We start from the raw sequence: 19,291 nt of genomic DNA, 5'->3' as shown, positions 1-19,291 counted from the left end.
TTTTTTTCATACTACATGGAGGAGCCCGTCGTGGAAGCGGATTTTGTCGTCGTCGGTGCCGGTTCAGCCGGATGCGTGCTGGCAAACAGGCTGAGCGCAGACCCTAAAAACAGTGTTATCCTGCTGGAGGCAGGCGGGCGTGACCTCAACCCATGGATTCACATTCCTGTCGGGTACTTCAAAACGATCCATAACCCGTCCGTTGACTGGTGCTACAAAACCGAGCCCGATCCGGGTCTGAACGGCCGCTCCATTGAATGGCCGCGCGGCAAGGTGCTGGGGGGCTCGTCCTCACTGAACGGGCTACTCTATGTGCGGGGGCAACCGCAGGACTATGACCGGTGGCGCCAGATGGGTAACGTCGGCTGGTCGTGGGATGATGTGCTGCCGCTGTTCAAACGGGCAGAAAACAACGAGCGCGGCGCTGATGATTACCACGGTGATCAGGGGCCGCTGTCGGTGTCCAATATGCGGATTCAGCGCCCGATTACGGATGCCTGGGTCGCGGCGGCCCAAGCTGCAGGATACAAATTCAATCCGGACTACAATGGAGCAGAGCAGGAAGGCGTCGGCTTTTTCCAGCTGACTGCACGCAATGGCCGTCGCTGCAGTTCTGCGGTTGCCTACCTGAACCCGGCCCGCAGCCGTCAGAACCTGAATATTGTGACGCATGCGCAGGTCGACCGCGTTGAAATCACCGAGGGACGTGCAACGGGCGTGACCTATACTGACCGTGGCGGCAATCCTGTGACGGTCACGGCGCGGCGCGAGATTATTCTGTGTGGCGGTGCCATCAACTCGCCCCAGCTTCTGATGATGTCCGGTATCGGAGAGGCCGCGCAACTGGCCGAACACGGCATCGAAGTCAAAAAAGAACTGTCCGGGGTGGGCAAAAACCTGCAGGACCATCTGCAGGCGCGGCTGGTTTATAAATGTAACGAACCGACACTGAACGATGAGGTGTCCAGTCTCTTTGGGCAGGCCAAGATCGGGTTGAAATACCTGATGTTCCGCGCGGGTCCGATGACGATGGCCGCGAGCCTCGCCACCGGCTTTCTGAAAACGCGCGATGATCTGGAAACGCCCGACATTCAGTTCCACGTACAGCCGCTTTCCGCGGAAAACCCGGGCAAGGGGGCCGATAAATTCTCGGCCTTTACGATGTCGGTTTGCCAGCTCCGCCCGGAAAGCAAAGGCGAAATCAGGCTCAGTTCGGCAAAGCCACGGGATTATCCGAAAATCATCCCGAACTACCTCTCGACCGAAACTGACTGCCGTACGGCGGTCGCAGGCGTGAATATTGCACGCAGGATTGCCCGCCATGCGCCGCTGACGTCAAAAATCTCCGAAGAGTTCCGTCCGCATGCCAGCCTCGACATAGATGACTATGAGGCAACGCTGGACTGGACACGCAACAATACGGCGTCGATCTATCATCCGACAGGAACCTGTAAAATGGGTTCCGGCGCGGATGCGGTGGTTGATGACCGCCTTCGGGTGCATGGCATCAAAGGGCTGCGGGTGGCCGATTGTTCGATCATGCCGGAGATCGTGTCGGGGAATACCAATGCCCCGGCCATTATGATCGGTGAAAAAGCCTCAGATCTGGTTCTCGAAGACAACTGACACCCGGGCGCCGTTTCACAATCCGTTGAACGCAGGCACATCATACCGGTGCGCCGGCGGCGGTGCATTGCGTTTCCCGCGATATCCGACAAAGGTAGTCCGGAGGAGGGGCGCTTCGGCGCACCCGGTGCCGCAGTTTCTCGCGGCAGAACAGAAGATGAAGACATGTCGCCGAAATTCTTTTCCGCTGCGCGCCGCGCGCCGCACCTGGGCAGCTATCCCATGGAGAAATGCGCGCGGGGAGAGTTGCCTGACCTGAGGTCTGTGCCGGCGATGTCTCCCCTGAGCTTTCACCGTCCGGATGATCCGCTGTCCATCGTCAATGCGATGTCTGATTATCAGGCGACCATGGACGCGCTGCGCGACGGCTTTGTGAACCGGACAAAAGCGACCATCCCGGAGGATCCGCGGGAGCGGGCTGAGCATCTGAAATCCTTTGGCTATTTCTGTGATGCCTCGATGGTCGGGATTGGCGCACTGCCCGAGGCAGCACTGCTGACCGAGCCCTGGCGGAACCCCGACATTGACCGCCTCGCGGCAGACCTGAGCACCCGCCAGACCAAGACCCTGGCGTCCGGCATTGACGTGATTCTGGCGGATCTGCGCGACAGCATGCTGGCGCCGGATACAACGGCCAATGATCACACGACCGTTCTGACCTTTCTGTGCGAATGGCAGCGTGATCCGGGCCCGCAGGAGCCGGGAACCGACTGGTTGCGGAACGCACAGGCGCACCGCGCGGCCATGCGCAGTGCGGAAGTTGCGGTTGTTCTGGCCAGTTACATCAGATTGCTGGGCTGGGATGCCAAGGCCCATACCGCAACCAGCACGGACATCGACCTCAACATCGCGACGGTCAGCGCAGGTCTTGCGATCCCGCAGGAGGGCGATCTGCACAACCCGTTTCTGGGCAACCGTTTTGGCGTGGCCTGTGTCACGACGACCATGCCTCTGGCCCATGACAGCCCGCTGGAAGCGGATGCTCTGCAGAACGCAGGAGGGCTTGCCTGGCAGCTTGGTGTCGGCACGGCGAAATCTGCGCACAACCGCGATCCGTTTGCGCGCCGTGACTACCGGCAGGGGCCGCACCCCTTTGAAACGCTCAACCGCGTTGATACCCCGACCACTTACATTGATGAGGCGCGCGTCGCCCGGGTGCCAAAACGCACCGACATGTTTGCCCGTGCGCAGTTCGGCGACATGGGCAAGGCGGTGCAGGATGGTGCATCGGGCGGACACTATGCGCGCAAGGCGGCACCTTCTATGGCGCAGCGGCGGATGCTGGGCGCGCTGACCCTGTTGCAGGACGGGACGTCGGGTGACGGAAACCGGCCCACGGATGCGCAGCGCAACGGCGATAACATTAGGGCAGCCTGCTATTTCCTGGGGATTGACGCGGTCGGCCTTTCCCGGTGTCCCGAATGGGCCTGGTACAGCCATGATGCCGCCGGAAAACCAATCGACCCACCGCATGATCAGGCCATCAGCATGATCGTGGATCAGGGCTTTGACACAATGGAGGGGGCAAGCGGAGATGACTGGATCAGTGTTGCGCAATCCATGCGGGCCTATCTGCGGTTTTCGTTGCTGGGCGGGGTGATTGCACGCCAGATCCGCAACCTTGGCTATAAGGCCAAAGCGCACACGGTGATGGACGGTGAGGTTCTGCAGCCGCCGCTGTTGCTCCTGTCCGGCCTGGGCGAAGTCAGCCGCATCGGCGAGGTTATCCTGAATCCGTTTCTCGGTCCGCGCCTGAAGTCCGGCGTGGTGACCACGGATATGCCCATTGATCATGACCGGCCGATAGATTTCGGGCTGCAGCGGTTCTGCGAAAGCTGCAACAAATGTGCCCGGGAATGCCCGTCAGGCGCGATCACCGCAGGCCCCAAGCTGATGTTCAACGGGTATGAGATCTGGAAATCTGACAGCCAGAAATGCGCAACTTACCGGATCACCACGGCGGGCGGCTCGATGTGTGGCCGGTGCATGAAAACCTGTCCGTGGAATCTCGAAGGGCTGTTTGCAGAAAAGCCGTTCCGCTGGGCTGCGATGAAGTTCCCGGCAGCAGCACCGGTTCTGGCGAAACTGGATGACAGGGTCGGACACGGCGGGCTGAATCCGGTCAAGAAGTGGTGGTGGGACATCGAACTGGCCGAAGACGGCGGATATCATCCGGCGCGCAGCCCGGTAAATGCGCGCTCGCTGCAGCCGGAACTGAAGCTGCGCTACGAAGATCAGACACTGGCCGTCTACCCGGCACCGCTTGCGCCACCGCCCGCGCCATACCCTTTCCCGATGGACCGCGAGGCCGGTATCCGCGCGTATCAGGATATGATCCCGGCCGACGAATACCGAGAGCGCCGTGCGGCAGGTGAGACAGGGACGTGGGATCACCGGTATACCGCCAATCTGGAAAGCCCGGTCGTCGAAGTGACCCTGGCGGATGTGCAGGTCCTGTCGGACCGGGTGTCGCTTTACAGTTTTGAGGCCGCCGATGGCGCGGACTTGCCAGCGTGGACAGCGGGCGCGCATCTGGACATCGTCGTCAGCCCGGACAAACTGCGCCAGTATTCGCTCTGTGGTGATCCGGCGGACCGGCGGCGGTACCGGATTGCTGTGCTGCGCGAGGATGAAGGCCGCGGCGGGTCCGTCCTGTTGCACCGTATTTTCCGGCCCGGGCGGCGGGTGTTTGTGGCAAAACCGGCCAACCATTTTCCGCTCGATCCGGAGGCATCACACACCATCCTGATGGGGGGCGGCATCGGTGTGACCCCTATGATCGCCATGGCGCATGAACTGGCGGCACAGGGGCGCTCTTTTGAGCTGCATTATTCAGCATCCCGCGCGGCAGACGCGGCCTTTGCGGCAAAGCTTGCGGCGGTGCCCTGGGCTGAGGCCGTGTCCCAGCATATGTCTGATCAGGGCACGCGTGCAGACCTGTCTGTCATTTTCGCGGACCGGCCAGCCGGGACGCATGTCTACACCTGTGGTCCTGACAGCTATATGGCCGCGGTTACCGATGCCGCGCAGGCCGCCGGACTGCCCGAAGACGCCTGCCATCTTGAATACTTCGCCGTTCCGGAAACACCGGAGTATGAAAACCACGCCTTCCGGATTGAGCTGAACGACGGACGTGTTCTGGATGTTCCGCCTGAAATGTCCGCGGCCGAGGTGCTGATAGCATCGGGTGTTCTGGTGGATCTGAAATGCTCGGACGGTCTGTGCGGGGTCTGTCAGTGTGGCTTGCTGGACGGGGTAGCGGAGCATCGCGACTTTGTCCTGTCAAAGGCTCAGCGGGAGAAGAATATCATCCTCTGCCAGTCGCGCGCTGCACAGAAAGACGGCACTCTGAAACTCGATCTCTGAATTATCCACAGAACCGGTGGAAGATGTGCTGCGGGCAGGGGTGTTTATCCACAGATTCCAAAGAATCGGTGACACCATTCGCAGCGTCCAGGTAACCTCAGAAAGGAGCGAATCTGAGGGGTGATTATGAGACACGCAGTCATTTCAGAGAAACCCTGCGCGGAGAGCATTCTCGCGATGGCCGGGAACGAAGTTGGTGCGTTCGTTGAACGTTGCATACGGGAACGCTCACTGAGCAGGCTGGTATCCGACCTGAACGACGCTCTGATGTCCGGTACGCCAAATGAGCAGGAGAAAGCTCGCAAGGCGCTGCAGCATATGGGTTTTATCTGATCAGCCAGCGCCCAGCGGCAGCCTGGAGATCTCCTGAAACCTGCCATCGGAGCGTTCACCGCACAGCGTGAGCGATGTGATCTCAAACGGCTCCGGCACAATGCCCGCAAAATGATCCTGCGCGCGTGTCAGAACCTCATCACGCCTGTCTCGATCAAGAGGTCCGGTCAGTGTCATGTGAAACCGGAATGCGTCCATGACATGAGGGTAGCCCCAGGTGCTCAGGTTTTCCTCGTGCAACGTGGACATCCCCGGCCTCCTGCGCCGTTCCAGTTCAGCCTCTGTTGCAGGACGGCGCCAGGCATCCAGCTCCCGTACCATGTCAGCCGCCAGCGCAGCGAGCGGTTCGGCTGGCCCCGACGGCGTAAAGGCCAGAAAACGCCCCAGCGCGGTAATCTGCAGACCATCCAGAGTGACCGGCGCCTGACGCGCGCACAACGCCCGTGCTTTTGCCTCCAGCGTTTCCGCGTGCGTGCCCGGAGCCAGTGCGAAAGGTGGTTTGATGGTCCCGTGAAACCCGTATTTCCGGGGCCGGTCCGAAGCCTCTCCGGCCACCGGCGCCATACCTTCGCCCGTCGCGATATCCCAGCCCAGCCAGTGCGCCCCGGCGCGGGCAAATGCGCCGGCCGGTGCTGTGTAATAGATCGCGTATCTGGTGAACGTCACGCGTCGCTCCTGTGTCCGGTTCGCTTGGAACCTGCCACCAACAGCGGCCCGGGCCAACCGGAAATGCAGCGGCATCCCTTCAGTTGCTGCAATCCGCCCCTTGCGCTCGGGCGGGCAAACAGGCCACATCGCTCAGACGCTCACAAACGGAGATGACGCAATGCGTGCCATGCAGGTGACAGAACTCGGACAGCCCCTCAGCATGCAGGATATCCCAGTCCCGGTCGCTGCCGCAGGCCAGGTTGTGGTCAGAGTGCACACCTGCGGGCTGAATTTCGGCGACCTGCTGATCATCAAGGGCACCTACCAGGAACGGCCACAGGTGCCCTTCACGCTGGGCATGGAGCTTTGCGGTACGGTTACAGAAGTGGGCGAGGGCGTCACGGATCTGCAAGTCGGGCAACGGGTTGCCGCCTATTGCGGGTTTGACGCGCTGGCCGATTATGCGGCCATCCCGGCCAGCGTCTGCGTCCCGGTTCCGGATCAGATGACGGACGAACATGCCGCAGCTTTTCTGATCGCCTACGGAACAAGCCACGTGGCACTGGATTACAAAGCGCATCTGAAAGCGGGCGAGCGTCTGCTCGTTCTGGGCGCATCCGGCGGTGTGGGACTGACGGCTGTGGAGCTGGGCAAGCTGATGGGTGCCGAAGTTGTCGCTGTGGCGCGCGGCGCCGAAAAGCTGGAGGTCGCAAAGGCGGCCGGCGCGGATCACCTGATCAATTCGGACACGGACGATATCCGGGAGATCGTGAAAGGTCTCGGGGGCGCGGATGTGGTCTATGACCCCATCGGCGGGGACCAGTTCAAAGCGGCCCTGCGCGCCTGCCGGCCCGAAGCGCGACTGATCCCGCTGGGTTTCGCCAGTGGCGAGGTGCCGCAGATCCCGGCCAACCATCTGCTGGTCAAAAACCTGACCGTGATCGGCTTTTACTGGGGCGGGTACACCCGCGTGAACCCCAAAGTCCTGACCGACAGTTTCCGCGTTCTGACAGACTGGTACACACAGGGGAAAATCCACCCGCATGTCAGCAACGTACTGCCGCTGGAGCAGGCCAACGAGGCGCTGGACCTGCTGCGGACGCGCAAAGCAACCGGCAAAGTGGTTGTGCGCATCGACTGATCCCGCTTTGCGCGAAATAACCATAGCGGGTCTGCCAAATCCCATGTAGCGTGCCCGCGTTCTTCACCGCGTTCCGAGGTTGGTCATGTCCGAGAATATTCACCCCCAGGCCCCGCATCACCTGCCGCACTGGTTTGCCTCCGCGGATGGCGGGGATGGCCTTTTCACCATCATGGTGTTTTTCGTGCTGGGCATCATCCTGCTGCTTGGGGTGGCCTATTTCACGCTGCATGCACTGCCCGAACGCATGGCGCACAAAAGCAACAGCGCACAGCTGCAGCTCATTTCGATCCTGTGCATGCTGGCTCTCTTTACGCACAACAACCTCTTTTGGGTCGGGGCGCTTGTGCTGGCCGCCTTCCGGCCACCCGATCTGGCCGGTCCGCTGAATTCCATGGCGCAGTCGCTGCAGAACCTTGTGAACCGGGAGCGCTGAGATGCTGGAACTGATGATCTGTTCTCTGGTGACGATCCTGCCAGACTATCTGTTGCGCCGGCAGTTCCAGGGCAAACGCTGGGGCGATCAGATCAACTTCTTCACGGTCTGGTATGAACTGCGCTGGGGCATCACGCTTTGTGCGATGCTGACCATCAGCCTGATCACCATCGTCTTTTATTATCATCCGACCACCTCGAGCGTGGCGTCCTTTTTCCGGACGGTCACTATCCTGTCCGAAGCAGGCGGGCGGGTCGAGGAAATCTACGTTGAAAACAATCAGTCGGTAGAGGCCGGTGATCCGATTTTCCGCATGGATGCCAGCCGGCAGGAGGCCGCACGCGATACAGCTCTGAGCCAGATTGAGGAAGTAAGTGCGGCGCTGACCCTGGCACAGTCGGACCGGGCGGTGGCAATTGCGACACTGGACCAGGCGCGGGCCTCCTACCGCCAGACATTTGAGGATCTGGAGCGCCGTCGCACGCTGCAGGAGCGCGGCTCTACCGCTGTTTCCGCGCAGGAAGTGCAGACCCTGGAGAACGAGCTTGCGGCGCGCCAGGGTGCCCTTGATGCAGCAGAGGCGGGTGTGGCGGCCGTTGATGCGACCATCACAGTGATGCTGCCGGCACAAAGAGCGGTGGCTGAAGCCGCGCTGGAGCAGGCCGAAGTCGAGATCGCGAAACTGACTGTCTATGCCGGAACGTCCGGACGGATTGAACAGTTCACCCTGCGCCGCGGCGACATCGTGAGCCCGGTGCTCCGCCCCGCCGGCATTCTGGTGCCTGAAGGTGCGGGTCAGGGACGTTTTCAGGCCGGTTTCCCGCAGATTTCAGCGCAGGTGATCAAACCCGGCGGCGTTGCCGAGATCATGTGTGTTTCAAAGCCATTCACCGTTATTCCGATGGTTATTACGGACGTGCAGGACGTGATTGCAGCAGGCCAGGTCCGTCCCTCGGACCGGCTGGGGGATGCGCAGTTCCAGGGCGCGCCGGGGACCATCACGGCATTTATGGAGCCGATCTATGCAGGCCAGACCGATGACATCCCGCCCGGCAGCCGCTGTGTGGCGACGGCCTACACCAACAACCATGACCGGCTGGATGATCCGGACCTTGGACTGGGCAGCTGGATCTTCATGCACGTCGTGGACACGGTCGGGGTCGTGCATGCTGCGGGCCTGCGGATCCAGTCGATCCTGCTGCCGCTGCAGACCCTGGTCTTTACCGGCCACTGATCCCGCGACCCACCGCGCGCTGGCCGGTTAACCTACCGCGCGCGCAACGGTGCGGGCGGTCCTGGGGCCCCGGATAGAGACTTTGACCTTTTTGCCAGCAAAACAGAGCAAATTCGATGTCGGTAAAACGTCGGTGTTGCGTCGGTAAAACGTCGGTGCGTACGGCGGTGTTGCGCGGGTTCTGGTGCAGTAACAGAGCGTGCGCTGTCGAAAGGTTGATGGGAGGTTAAGGGCGGTCTTCCGGGACAAATCCGCCGCTTGTGTCAGCTGTGGGGCACAGGCGGAGGATCATCAGTGTGATGTCACCACCAAAGCGTGGCGGCTCTGTTTCATCCCCCCGCATCTGTCCTGTGAACGCCCTGAACACGCTGAACGCGCGGGCAGAGCGCCCTGCCGTCGCACGGCGCTTTGCAGGGGGTTTGCCCGCTGATGCTTCAGTCCGCAATCAGATCCAGATTGCGTATCAGAGACGGATCGATTCCGGTCTCCCTGTCGACGATGGTTGCCGCTGCCATGGCCGCGTCAACAGTCGCCTGAGTACGTTCCTCGGAGAGTTTTTCCCCGAGGGTATCGCGCACGTTTTCAAAGGCGGGGGGGCCGACTTCGCGTTTGTCATTGAGGATCAGAACATGCCAGCCGAACTGGGTTTCGACCGGCGGCGATACTTCGCCCACCTCAAGCGCCATCGCGGCCGCTTCGAAAGGTGGCACCATCTGGCCCAGCCCGAACCACCCCAGACTGCCGCCCCGTGGCCCGGACGGACCGGTCGAGAAGGTTCTGGCCAGTTCTGCAAAATCCGCACCCTCCGCCAGTTGCGCAACGAGCGAGGCGGCCTCCTCTTCGGTTGCGACCAGGATATGGGAGGCGTTGAATTCAGGCTGCGGGGCAGCGTTGCCGTAGGTCTTGTCGTATTCCGCGCGCAGGTCTTCTTCGGTCAGGTCGATCGCCTTTGCGACAGCGAAATTCGCAATCAGCGCGACCTCCTGCGCTTCAATCTGCAGTCGCTGCACACGGTCAAGGTTGTCGCCATGGCTCGCCACAAGAGCCTCCTGCCGGATTAACTGCCGAAGCAGCCCGTCTAAAAGCTGTTCATCCGGCAAATCCTTAAACTGCTGCGGCAGGCTGTCGACGACAGCAATCAGGTAGCCCAGCGTAATCTCTTTGTCATTGACCGTCGCGAGGACTGTATCGGCATCCTGCGCAACCGCAGGCGCGGCGAGAGTGGCAACAAGGGCTGTGGAAGCAATAAAATGTTTCATCTGTATCCTTCAGGGTTTGACCGCACGCATTGTGCGAATGATCTGCTCACGCTTTAAAACTGTGCCACTGTGCTGTTTGGGGCGTTGCGTTTTCGCCTTGGGACAGCAGGTTGTTCCCGGAAGAATGGAACGCACGTGGCGTTTTATGAACCTTTGCATCCAGCAATAGCCGCGCTGCGTTGCGCGGACAAGCAGGCGATTCTAAGGTTTCTCCGCCCGGAACATTGCGAGCCGGGCCGTGAGGCTGCATTGGGCACGCCTGGCGCAGAGGCAGACTGAATGGGCTCAGAGGGCGCGTTTGCGGGACGTCAGACAGACTGCTTCGGTTCTTTCCGGTGAACGGCCTTTGCAGAGCGGGGTGCCGCCGCCCGCTGGTCATTCCCAGTCTGATGCAGAAACCCCAAGTGTTTTGATGCGCGAATAGACCGTGGTGGGTGGCATATCGAGGATGGCTGCGGCCCCGGTTTGACCGGACACTCTGCCCTTTGCGACCTTCAGCGCGGAAATCAGATTTGCGCGGATCAGGGCCTGCAGCTCAGCTTCGGTTCTGATATTTTCCACGCTGGAGACATCGCCGGCGGCATTGCCGGTGAGCTGGATGTTCAGCTTGTTTCCTTTCGAGACGATCGCGGCGCGCTCAATCAGATTGCGCAGTTCCCTCACGTTTCCGGGCCATTCGTAGTGTTTGAGCTGCTGCATGGCGCGTTCGGTGATCTTTGGCACGGGACGGTTCAGTTTTTTGCAGGCATCCTTCAGAAGATGCGCCGCGAGGGCGGGTATGTCTTCGGGCCGCTCGCGCAGGGGCAGGCATGAAATCGGGAACACGCTGAGGTGCAGAAAGAGGTCCTCGCGCAGGGATTTCTGCGCAGAGGCGTGCCCCGGCGAAAGAGTGGTGGCGGCGATGACCCGTATGTCGAGCGGTTTTTCGCGGGTGTCCCCCAGCCGGGTGGCGACCCTGTTCTGCAGGGCGTGCAGCAGTTTCCCCTGTATGTTGACGGGCAGGGCTTCGACCTCGGCCAGAAAAAGCGTGCCGCCGTGGGCGAGTTCGAGCTTGCCGGGTTTGTCCTGTCTGGCCGCGTTCGGGCCACCCCGGACCTGACCGAAGAGTTCAGCCTCCACCGCTTCGGGCACCACAGAGCTGCAGTTGAAGTGGATGAGCGGGCGTTTGCGTCTCGGGCTGCCCTGGTGGATTTCCTTTGCTACGAGGGATTTGCCTGTCCCGGGTTCGCCCGAAATCATCACAGTTGCGTCCGTTTCGGCGACCAGATCAATCTGTGCCAGCACCTGGGCTGTCGCGGCGGATGGCCCGATGATGTCGTGATGCGCGCGTTCGGAGTTGATTTCCTCCTGCAGGTAGGCGTTTTCCTCTTCGAGCCGGTCGCGCAGCTCCGCAACCTCCTGAAGCGCGCTTTTGAGTTTGCTCTCATCTTCCTTGCGCTGGGTGATATCGCGGAAAATCACCACGGCCCCGGCGAGGATCTGGTGGTCATAGATCGGAGTCGAGATGTATTCGACGCGGATCGGTTTGCCGTCCTTGCGCCAGAAGACCTCGTCTTCGATCCGGTTGACCTGTTCAAACCGGAAGGATTTGTAGATCGGGCAGTCATGATGGTGATACGGCTCGCCCGACAGGTGCGTGTGGTGCATGATGGAATGAATGTCCTTGCCCAGCAGATCTTCGGTCGTCCATCCGAGCATCTCCTGCGCGGCGCGGTTCACAAAGGTCGTCTTACCTTCGGCATTCAGCCCATAAATGCCTTCGCCCGCCGCATTCAGGATCAGCTGGTTGCGCCGTTCGAGGTCAGAAAAGAAGCTTTCCGCACGGCGCCATTCGTCAATGCCCGCACGCTGCAGTTCGGCAATCTCGACCACATGCGCCCGGCGGTCCATCAGATCGAGGTCGGTGAGAATGATCACGATCTGCCCCTGGGCGTGAGAGATTTTGCGGGCTTTCAGCTCACAGCGCAGGGCGCCACGATGCAGCGACATGATCTCAATTTCGCGCGTCCAGGCTTCACCACGGGTGTCGATCTCGTCAACGAAGACCATGAACTCCGCAATCCGCGGGCCCAGAAGCTCTGCAAAAGCAGGCAGCGGTGCGTCCTGTAACCCCAGCAATGCGCGCGCGTGATCGTTAATGTCGAGGATCGCATCTGACCGGGTGCACAGGACGAGTGCCGGCTCGGGCAGGTCGGCCACAATGGAATCGGATCGCAGTAAGTCATCAGCCATGCGCCCAGCATTTCAGTTTTCGTGACGACTGAATATCGAAATTTCGTAATTTACGAATTATCGTATTTAATACCGTTGCGGAATTTCTGGTTAAATATTGTTTTTGTTAACCTTTTTCAAAGTGCCCGAATTTTGTGCGCCACCTTTTTTTGTCTGTTGAACCGCTTCATCATCAAACCGAAGCAGCTGATCAGGCACCTTCCGGAAGCCTGAAAGCAGTGGAGGGAAGCCTGTCGTTTCGTGCGTCGGGCACACAGAGAAACCTGGAAAAGGGATTGGCGATGACGCACTTTAAAGATCCGTTTAACCCAAACATCGATGTTTGGAATGAATGTGGCGAAGCCTCGGAAGGACCTTCTGATCCTTATGTGGGATTGTCCGCTGAGGATGCAGAAATTCTCAGCCGCCGGGCAAAGCAGTCATTGAACCCGGAAGTGGGCATGACCCGTGCGCTGGAAAGCTCGGTCATGCAGGGGCTGTTCAAAACGGATATTTCCAGGCGCGCTTTCCTGCGCAGTGCCGGTGTGACCGGGGCGCTGGCGGCGGTGTCCACGCTCTTTCCGCTGTCGTCGCTTCAGCTGATGGCCGAAGAGGCGATCAAGAACCTGGAAAAGACCAAACTGACCCTTGGGTTTGTTCCGATCACCTGTGCCACGCCTATTATCGGGGGCCATGCGCTGGGCTTCTACGAGCGCTACGGCCTGGACGTTGATATCGTCAAAACAGCCGGATGGGCGGTGTCCCGCGACAAGTGTCTGAACGGAGAGTACGACGGCTCGCACCTGCTGTTCCCGATGCCGATGGCGATGTCGCTGGGCATCGGATCGACGGCGCAGCCGTGGAAGGTGGTCTCGAACGTCAACACCAACGGTCAGGCGATCGTGCTTGCGAACAAGCACCGTGAAAACCAGGACCCGGCGAACTGGAAGGGTTTCAAATTCGCGGTCCCGTTCGAATATTCGATGCACAATCTGCTGCTGCGCAACTATGTGGCGGATGCGGGTCTGGACCCTGACCGCGACATTCAGATCCGGGTTGTGCCACCGCCTGAGATGGTCGCGAACCTGCGGTCAGAGAATGTGGACGGCTATCTGGCGCCGGACCCCTTCTGCCAGCGCGCGGTCTATGATCAGGTTGGTTTCATCCACAAACTGACGCTGGACCTCTGGAAGCAGCATCCCTGCTGCGTATTCGGCCTGTCGGAAAAATTCATCTCCGAGAATCCTAATACAACTGTGGCGCTGACAACCTCGATCCTGGAGGCGACGGCCGCGGCCGAGACCGCGGACGGACGTGTGGCCTTTGCGGAATCGATGGCACCGGCAAACTACCTCAACCAGCCGGTGGAAATCCTCAAACAGATCCTGACGGGCGTGTTCCCGGATGGTCAGGGCAATATCAAGAACGTGCCGGACCGGATTTCGTTCATGCCGCTGCCGACACAGACGATGGGCGCCTGGGTGCTCTCGCAGCTGCGCCGCTGGAACTACATCGACAGCGACGCGAACTATGCGTCCCTGGCCGAGGAACTGGTGCTGACCACGACCACGCGCGAGACCATGCGCAAGATGATGAACGCGGATGCGAACCTGATCTTCTCCGACGCGGAGCAGGACGTCTACGCCCCGGTCGAGGTTCAGGGACAGACATTTGCACCGGACGCCGCGCAGGACTTCATCGACAGCCAGCCCTTCAGCCGCACCGTCTGAGGCGCGCGGATACGGTACGGTGGGGCGAAGAGCCGCCCCACCCATTTTTCTGAATACTCTGGAGTTGCGGAATGCTCGCAAAATTCGACGCCCGAAGTTCGATCCTTTCCATTGCGATCCTGATCGTCGGGCTCGCGATCTGGCATTTCGCCACCCATGTGCCGGATACCGGCCCGGTTGGCGTTCAGCTGTCGCAGGACCAGCGGGATACGCTTCTGGCGGCCAGTATGAGTGCTGAAGACATCGACACCTATGCAGCCGAAGGGGTGCAGTTTCCCCAGCTTGAGCAGATTGCAAATCTGGGCCTGTCGCGGTCGATGATCGAATCTGCGGGTGGTATCCGGGCTCTTGGTATCAGTGTTCCGGAGGAAGGCTCAGCGCCCGCGCCAGGGTCACTCTTCCCGTCGCCCGCACTCATCGGCAAAGAACTCTGGGCCACCGTAACCGACCCGTTTTATGTCAATGGCACCAATGACATGGGGTTCGGCATCCAGATGGGCTATTCGCTGATGCGGGTTGTCATTGGCTACACGCTGGCGGCAGCGGTTGCCATTCCACTGGGTTTTCTCATTGGCATGTCGCCGCTGTTTTACCGCGCCCTTGATCCGTATATTCAGGTGCTCAAACCCATCTCTCCGCTCGCCTGGATGCCCATCGCGCTTTTCACGATTGGTGACAGCGAGCTGTCATCACTCTTTGTGATTTTCATCTGCTCGCTCTGGCCGATGCTGACCAACACCGCCTTTGGCGTGGCCAATGTGCGCAGCGACTGGGTGAACGTGGCCCGCACCCATGAGCTGGGCTCTCTGCGGACAGCACTGACTGTGATCCTGCCGGCGGCGGCGCCCACGATCATCACGGGTATGCGAATTTCCATCGGTATCGCGTGGCTTGTGATTGTGGCGGCAGAGATGCTCGTTGGCGGCACCGGCATTGGTTACGTCGTCTGGAACGAATGGAACGGCCTGCGCCTCGACCGCATGATCGTGGCCATCCTGTTCATTGGCATTGTTGGCATGTTGCTCGATGCGGCCTTTGCCCGGCTGCAGCGCGCCGTGTCCTACGCAGAATAAAAAAAGGAGAGCAGCAATGGCCAAACCGTTTCTGTCCATCGAACGTATGACGCAACAGTTCCCCGACGGGGCAGGGGGAACGCTCACCGTCTTTGAGAACAGCACGTTCGGCGTGGAAAAGGGAGAGTTCGTCTGCATCCTTGGCCATTCCGGCTGTGGGAAGTCCACCATCATGAACATCCTCGCGGGGCTGGCGGAGCCGACCTCGGGCGTTGTGAAAATGGACGGCATGCATGTGTCCGGCCCGTCGCTGGACCGTGGTGTGGTGTTTCAGAACTATTCGCTGCTGCCCTGGCTTTCGGCGCTGAAGAACGTCACCTTTGGCGTTGCGGCGCGGTACAGGGACTGGTCGAAGTCGAAGGTTGAGGATCACGCGCGCCAATATCTGGCGATGGTCGGGCTGGAGGGAGACGTGGTACACCGCAAACCCAGCCAGCTGTCGGGGGGCATGCGCCAGCGGGTCTCCATCGCGCGGGCCTTTGCCAATCAGCCAAAACTGCTGCTGCTGGATGAACCCTTTGGTGCGCTTGACGCGCTGACCCGCGGGACGATTCAGGATGAGCTGATCAAGGTCTGGAGCCAGACGGAACAGACCGTCTTTATGATCACGCATGACATCGATGAGGCGATCCTGCTGGCCGACCGCATTCTGCTGATGACCAACGGGCCGTTTGCGCGTGTGGCGGAATCGGTGGAGATCACCATCCCGCGCCCGCGCAACAGAACGGAAATAGTCGAACACCCGAACTATTACGCGATCCGCAACCACCTTGTGCAGTTCCTGGGTCACCGCTCTGTGGCGCTGGCCGGGCAGCAGTCGGATGCCGTGGATCAGTCCCCGGAAACAATTGTGATCGACAAAACCGTGGCGGAAGCAGAGCCAGAGCCCGAACCGGCCCCGCCGCTGCGCGCCGTGGCGAATGAGTGAGGCCCCGGGCATGACCGACCAACCCGCCCTTCGCGCGCCCGTCCCGCCGTTCACCTTTGAGGATGCGGTGACAAAGGTGCGCATGGCCGAAGACGCCTGGAACACCCGCGATCCGGATAAGGTGGCGATGGCCTATACGCCCGACACGATCTGGCGCAACCGGTCCGAATTCCTGAAGGGCCGTGACGCCGTGCGCGCCTTTCTGCAGCGCAAATGGGCCAGTGAGACCGGCTACCGCCTGATCAAGGAAATCTGGGCGCATGCGGGCAACAGGATTGCGGTGCGGTTTTGCTACGAATGGCATGACGCCAGCGGGCAGTGGTTCCGCGCCTATGGCAATGAGAACTGGGAGTTCAGTGAGACGGGCCACATGGCGGTGCGCCATGCCTCGATCAACGATGTGCCCATTGAAGAGCCAGACCGGCTTTTCCGCTGGCCCCAAGGCAGACGACCGGATGATCACCCCGGGCTCACAGAGCTCGGTCTCTGAACGCTTTAACTCACGAGGAGGACGACCCATGAAAGATACATTTGAGGTGCCATCAATGATGACCAAAGAAGACGTGACAGTGATGATCCTGTCAGCCAAGAAAACGGCGGGGCTGACCTGGGAGGAGATTGCAGAGAAGATCGACATGTCGCCGGTTTTCACTCATTCCGCGTCCATGGGCATGAACGCCTTTCCCAAAGACAAAGCAGAGCTTCTGGCGAGTGCGCTGGGCCTGCCGCAGGAAGCCGCACTGGTGCTGAATGAACCGCCGACGAAGGTGTGGGAGCAGTCGGTGCCGACCGACCCCTGCATTTACCGGTTCTATGAAATTGTGGGGGTTTATGGCCCGACGCTGAAAGCGCTGATCGAAGAGAAATTCGGGACCGGCATCATGTCTGCGATCGATTTCGATATGTCCGTGACGAAGGTGCCTCATGAAAAAGGCGACCGCGTAAAGCTGGAGATGTCAGGGAAATTCCTGGGCTACAACGCCTGGTAAGCCGGGGGGTGGCCTTTGGCAATGATCTGCAGCCCGCATAGTGGAAAACGCGGGGTCGCAACAGTTGCCGGCCACTGTCGCCGTAACCTGTGGTGTCCGGGACAAGGCTCGCAGCGTCGCTGGTTTGCGCTGCAGGCACCATTCTGCTACCCCGAAAGCACTTTAACGGTAGCGCCGGGGTTGCCGCTGACGGACACACGCGCCAACGCGGCGTGCCGGCTTGACCTGTCTGATGCGGAGGAAACACTTGTTACTCAGTCCGAGCCCTATGGTTGACCCGGTCAACGGTTTTGTCCTGTTTACGAATGCGAAATGCGGCGGCACCACACTGAAACACTGGTTTCTGAGCTCCCACAGTTTTCACCGGATGATCCGTTCTCCGGTGTCTGTTGCCCGGTATTTCGGCCTCCGGGCCCTATCCAAGGAATTTGCGAAGGTCGGGCTTTTTTCGCACAGGTATCTGAAAGACCCGACCGACACTCATGCGCGCAGGCTGATCTCGAACTATCGCGGTCTGGTCACATCACTGGACGAGCCGCCCGCGACGCCGCAGATGCCGGTTTTCATGGTCGTGCGCGATCCCTACAGCCGGGCCGTCAGCGCCTGGATCGATAAATTCTGCGGTGCGGACCGGCACAAAAGCTGGGTGCGCCAGGTCGTCGGTGCCTTTGGTGTCGAGAGCCCCACTTTCATGGATTTTTTGCGCTATGTTGAGACCACGCCGCATGGAGAGATGAATGCGCACTGGCGCCGGCAATCCCTGATTATCGACGCGGTTCCGGAGGTGTGTTTTCTAAGACTTGAGTCCCTGCAGCACGATATGGAGCAGCATGCGGATGTCTGGGGCGATCGCGACGGAAGTATTCTGTCGGTCCGGACGCAGAACAATGCGTACCGGGAGGTTCCGGGTGATCCCGATGCCTCCAGGATGACAGCGGAAAGCCTTGTGCGGTTCCGCGAGGCGCATGGGGCCTTCCCCGCAAAGAACAGTTTTCTGACGCCGGAATCGCGGGCGCTGATCCGGTCTGCCTGGCGGAAGGACTTCGAGCGGTTCGGATATCCTGTTTCGGACTGATCCGGCGACCTTTGTGCAGCCCTCGGGTACGGGCGGGTCGCGGCCGATTTGCCCTGGCAAGATAAGACATGAAAAAGCCCCGGCGCAGTGACCGGGGCTTTGAAGTTTTGTGGCTTGATAAGCGGATCAGTTCGGGATGTCGCCTGTGATGCCTTCAACGTAGAAGTTCATGCCAGCAAGCGTGCCGTCGTCAGCTGTCTCACCCTCTGCCAGGAACGGGGAGCCGTCCTGTTTGTTCAGCGGGCCGGTGAAAGCGTGATAGGAGCCGTCTGCGAGAGCTGCCTTGAGCGCCAGAGCTTCTTCTTTGACGTCGGCGGGCACCGCGTCAGAGATTTCACCGATGCCGACCATGCCAGCGCCGATGCCGTCCCATGTGTCCATGCTTTCCCAGGTGCCATCCATCACAGCAGCCGTGCGCGCGATGTAGTAGGGCGCCCAGTCGTCAATGATCGAGGAGACGCGCGGGAAGGGCGCGTACTGGCCCATGTCGGAGGCCTGACCAAAGGTGATCACGTTACCGGCTTCCTGTGCCGCGGCCTGCGGAGCAGTGGAATCGGTGTGTTGCAGCACAACATCCGCGCCCTGTTCGATCAGCGCCTTGGCAGCATCCGCTTCTTTGGCCGGGTCAAACCAGGTGTAGACCCAGATGATTTTGAATTCGACGTCAGGGTTCACCTTTGCCGCGTGGATGTAGGCAGAGTTGATGCCGCGGATCACTTCGGGGATCGGGAAGGACGCGATGTAGCCGATTGTGTTGGTCTTGGTCATCTTGCCGGCGATGTGGCCCTGGATTGCGCGGCCTTCGTAGAAACGTGCCGAATAGGTCGAGACGTTGTCCGCGCGCTTATAGCCGGTCGCGTGCTCGAATTTCACATCCGGGAACTTCTTGGCCACGTTGATAGTCGCGTCCATGTAGCCGAAGGACGTGGTAAAGATCAGGTCCGCACCGTCGAGCGCCATCTGGGTCATCACGCGTTCTGCGTCCGGGCCTTCGGCCACGTTTTCCACATAAACGGTTTCGACTTTGTCGCCGTGTGCTTCTTCGACCGCGAGGCGGCCCTTGTCGTGCTCATAGGTCCAGCCACCGTCGCCGATCGGGCCGACATAGACAAAGCCGACCTTGGTTTTTTCGTGACCGTCGGCAAAGGCCGCGGCACCGAGGCCAAGTGCGACAGCAGCACTGGCCAGAAGTGTGGTGAGTTTCATGTTCAGGTCTTCCCCATGTTAAACCGCCCCGTTTTC

Annotated in this window: 16 protein-coding genes; 12 read left to right on the top strand and 4 right to left on the bottom strand. The window is 60.3% G+C overall.

Annotated features, from left to right (window positions below; translation table 11 throughout):
• Positions 1 to 15: 15 nt before the first annotated feature.
• From ACZ1HA_RS12320 to ACZ1HA_RS12310, 3 genes are all read left to right on the top strand, one after another.
• A complete protein-coding gene (locus ACZ1HA_RS12320) occupies positions 16 to 1,626 on the top strand; it encodes a GMC family oxidoreductase (protein ID WP_375230272.1) in 1,611 nt (536 codons plus the stop codon).
• 165 nt (positions 1,627 to 1,791) lie between these two features.
• Complete coding sequence (locus ACZ1HA_RS12315; RefSeq protein ID WP_472714069.1) at positions 1,792 to 4,992, top strand: 4Fe-4S double cluster binding domain-containing protein; 3,201 nt, start codon at positions 1,792 to 1,794, stop codon at positions 4,990 to 4,992.
• Positions 4,993 to 5,118: 126 nt separating this feature from the next.
• The gene (locus ACZ1HA_RS12310; RefSeq protein WP_472714068.1) at positions 5,119 to 5,325 is read left to right on the top strand and encodes a hypothetical protein; all 207 of its coding nucleotides are present in this window, start codon (positions 5,119 to 5,121) and stop codon (positions 5,323 to 5,325) included.
• On the opposite strand, the gene ACZ1HA_RS12305 is transcribed toward ACZ1HA_RS12310, so the two are convergent.
• Entirely contained in the window at positions 5,326 to 5,991 is a 666-nt protein-coding gene (locus ACZ1HA_RS12305; RefSeq protein WP_472714067.1) for a DUF1045 domain-containing protein, read from the bottom strand.
• 160 nt (positions 5,992 to 6,151) lie between these two features.
• On the opposite strand from ACZ1HA_RS12305, the gene ACZ1HA_RS12300 reads away from it, so the two are divergent.
• From ACZ1HA_RS12300 to ACZ1HA_RS12290, 3 genes are all read left to right on the top strand, one after another.
• Entirely contained in the window at positions 6,152 to 7,114 is a 963-nt protein-coding gene (locus tag ACZ1HA_RS12300) for an NADPH:quinone oxidoreductase family protein (protein ID WP_472714066.1), read from the top strand.
• Between the two features lie 85 nt (positions 7,115 to 7,199).
• Positions 7,200 to 7,550, top strand: a complete 351-nt coding sequence (locus ACZ1HA_RS12295; protein ID WP_375230276.1) for a hypothetical protein — start codon at positions 7,200 to 7,202, stop codon at positions 7,548 to 7,550.
• Between the two features lies 1 nt (position 7,551).
• Entirely contained in the window at positions 7,552 to 8,784 is a 1,233-nt protein-coding gene (locus ACZ1HA_RS12290; protein ID WP_436398856.1) for an HlyD family secretion protein, read from the top strand.
• A 434-nt stretch (positions 8,785 to 9,218) separates the two neighbouring features.
• Here the strand turns inward: ACZ1HA_RS12290 and ACZ1HA_RS12285 are convergent, their stop codons facing one another.
• Positions 9,219 to 10,043, bottom strand: coding sequence for a peptidylprolyl isomerase (locus ACZ1HA_RS12285; protein ID WP_472714065.1), 825 nt, complete (start codon positions 10,041 to 10,043; stop codon positions 9,219 to 9,221).
• Positions 10,044 to 10,418: 375 nt separating this feature from the next.
• Positions 10,419 to 12,275, bottom strand: a complete 1,857-nt coding sequence (locus ACZ1HA_RS12280; RefSeq protein WP_472714064.1) for a sigma 54-interacting transcriptional regulator — start codon at positions 12,273 to 12,275, stop codon at positions 10,419 to 10,421.
• 281 nt (positions 12,276 to 12,556) lie between these two features.
• On the opposite strand from ACZ1HA_RS12280, the gene ACZ1HA_RS12275 reads away from it, so the two are divergent.
• From ACZ1HA_RS12275 to ACZ1HA_RS12250, 6 genes are all read left to right on the top strand, one after another.
• On the top strand, positions 12,557 to 13,984 hold the full coding sequence (locus ACZ1HA_RS12275) for an ABC transporter substrate-binding protein (protein WP_472714063.1): 1,428 nt from the start codon (positions 12,557 to 12,559) through the stop codon (positions 13,982 to 13,984).
• Between the two features lie 71 nt (positions 13,985 to 14,055).
• A complete protein-coding gene (ntrB, locus tag ACZ1HA_RS12270; protein ID WP_375230280.1) occupies positions 14,056 to 15,057 on the top strand; it encodes a nitrate ABC transporter permease in 1,002 nt (333 codons plus the stop codon).
• Between the two features lie 16 nt (positions 15,058 to 15,073).
• Positions 15,074 to 15,985 (top strand): ABC transporter ATP-binding protein, encoded by a 912-nt coding sequence (locus tag ACZ1HA_RS12265; RefSeq protein WP_472714062.1) that lies wholly within the window; start codon positions 15,074 to 15,076, stop codon positions 15,983 to 15,985.
• Between the two features lie 10 nt (positions 15,986 to 15,995).
• On the top strand, positions 15,996 to 16,475 hold the full coding sequence (locus ACZ1HA_RS12260) for a nuclear transport factor 2 family protein (protein ID WP_436398861.1): 480 nt from the start codon (positions 15,996 to 15,998) through the stop codon (positions 16,473 to 16,475).
• Positions 16,476 to 16,503: 28 nt separating this feature from the next.
• Entirely contained in the window at positions 16,504 to 16,974 is a 471-nt protein-coding gene (gene cynS / locus ACZ1HA_RS12255; protein ID WP_472714061.1) for a cyanase, read from the top strand.
• A gap of 247 nt (positions 16,975 to 17,221) precedes the next feature.
• Positions 17,222 to 18,049, top strand: coding sequence for a sulfotransferase family 2 domain-containing protein (locus ACZ1HA_RS12250; protein WP_472714060.1), 828 nt, complete (start codon positions 17,222 to 17,224; stop codon positions 18,047 to 18,049).
• A gap of 126 nt (positions 18,050 to 18,175) precedes the next feature.
• On the opposite strand, the gene ACZ1HA_RS12245 is transcribed toward ACZ1HA_RS12250, so the two are convergent.
• Entirely contained in the window at positions 18,176 to 19,255 is a 1,080-nt protein-coding gene (locus tag ACZ1HA_RS12245; RefSeq protein ID WP_375230285.1) for a BMP family ABC transporter substrate-binding protein, read from the bottom strand.
• Positions 19,256 to 19,291 lie beyond the last annotated feature (36 nt).

The organism is Roseobacter sp. S87 (assembly GCF_055693285.1).
This window is presented reverse-complemented; position numbering and strand designations above follow the sequence as displayed.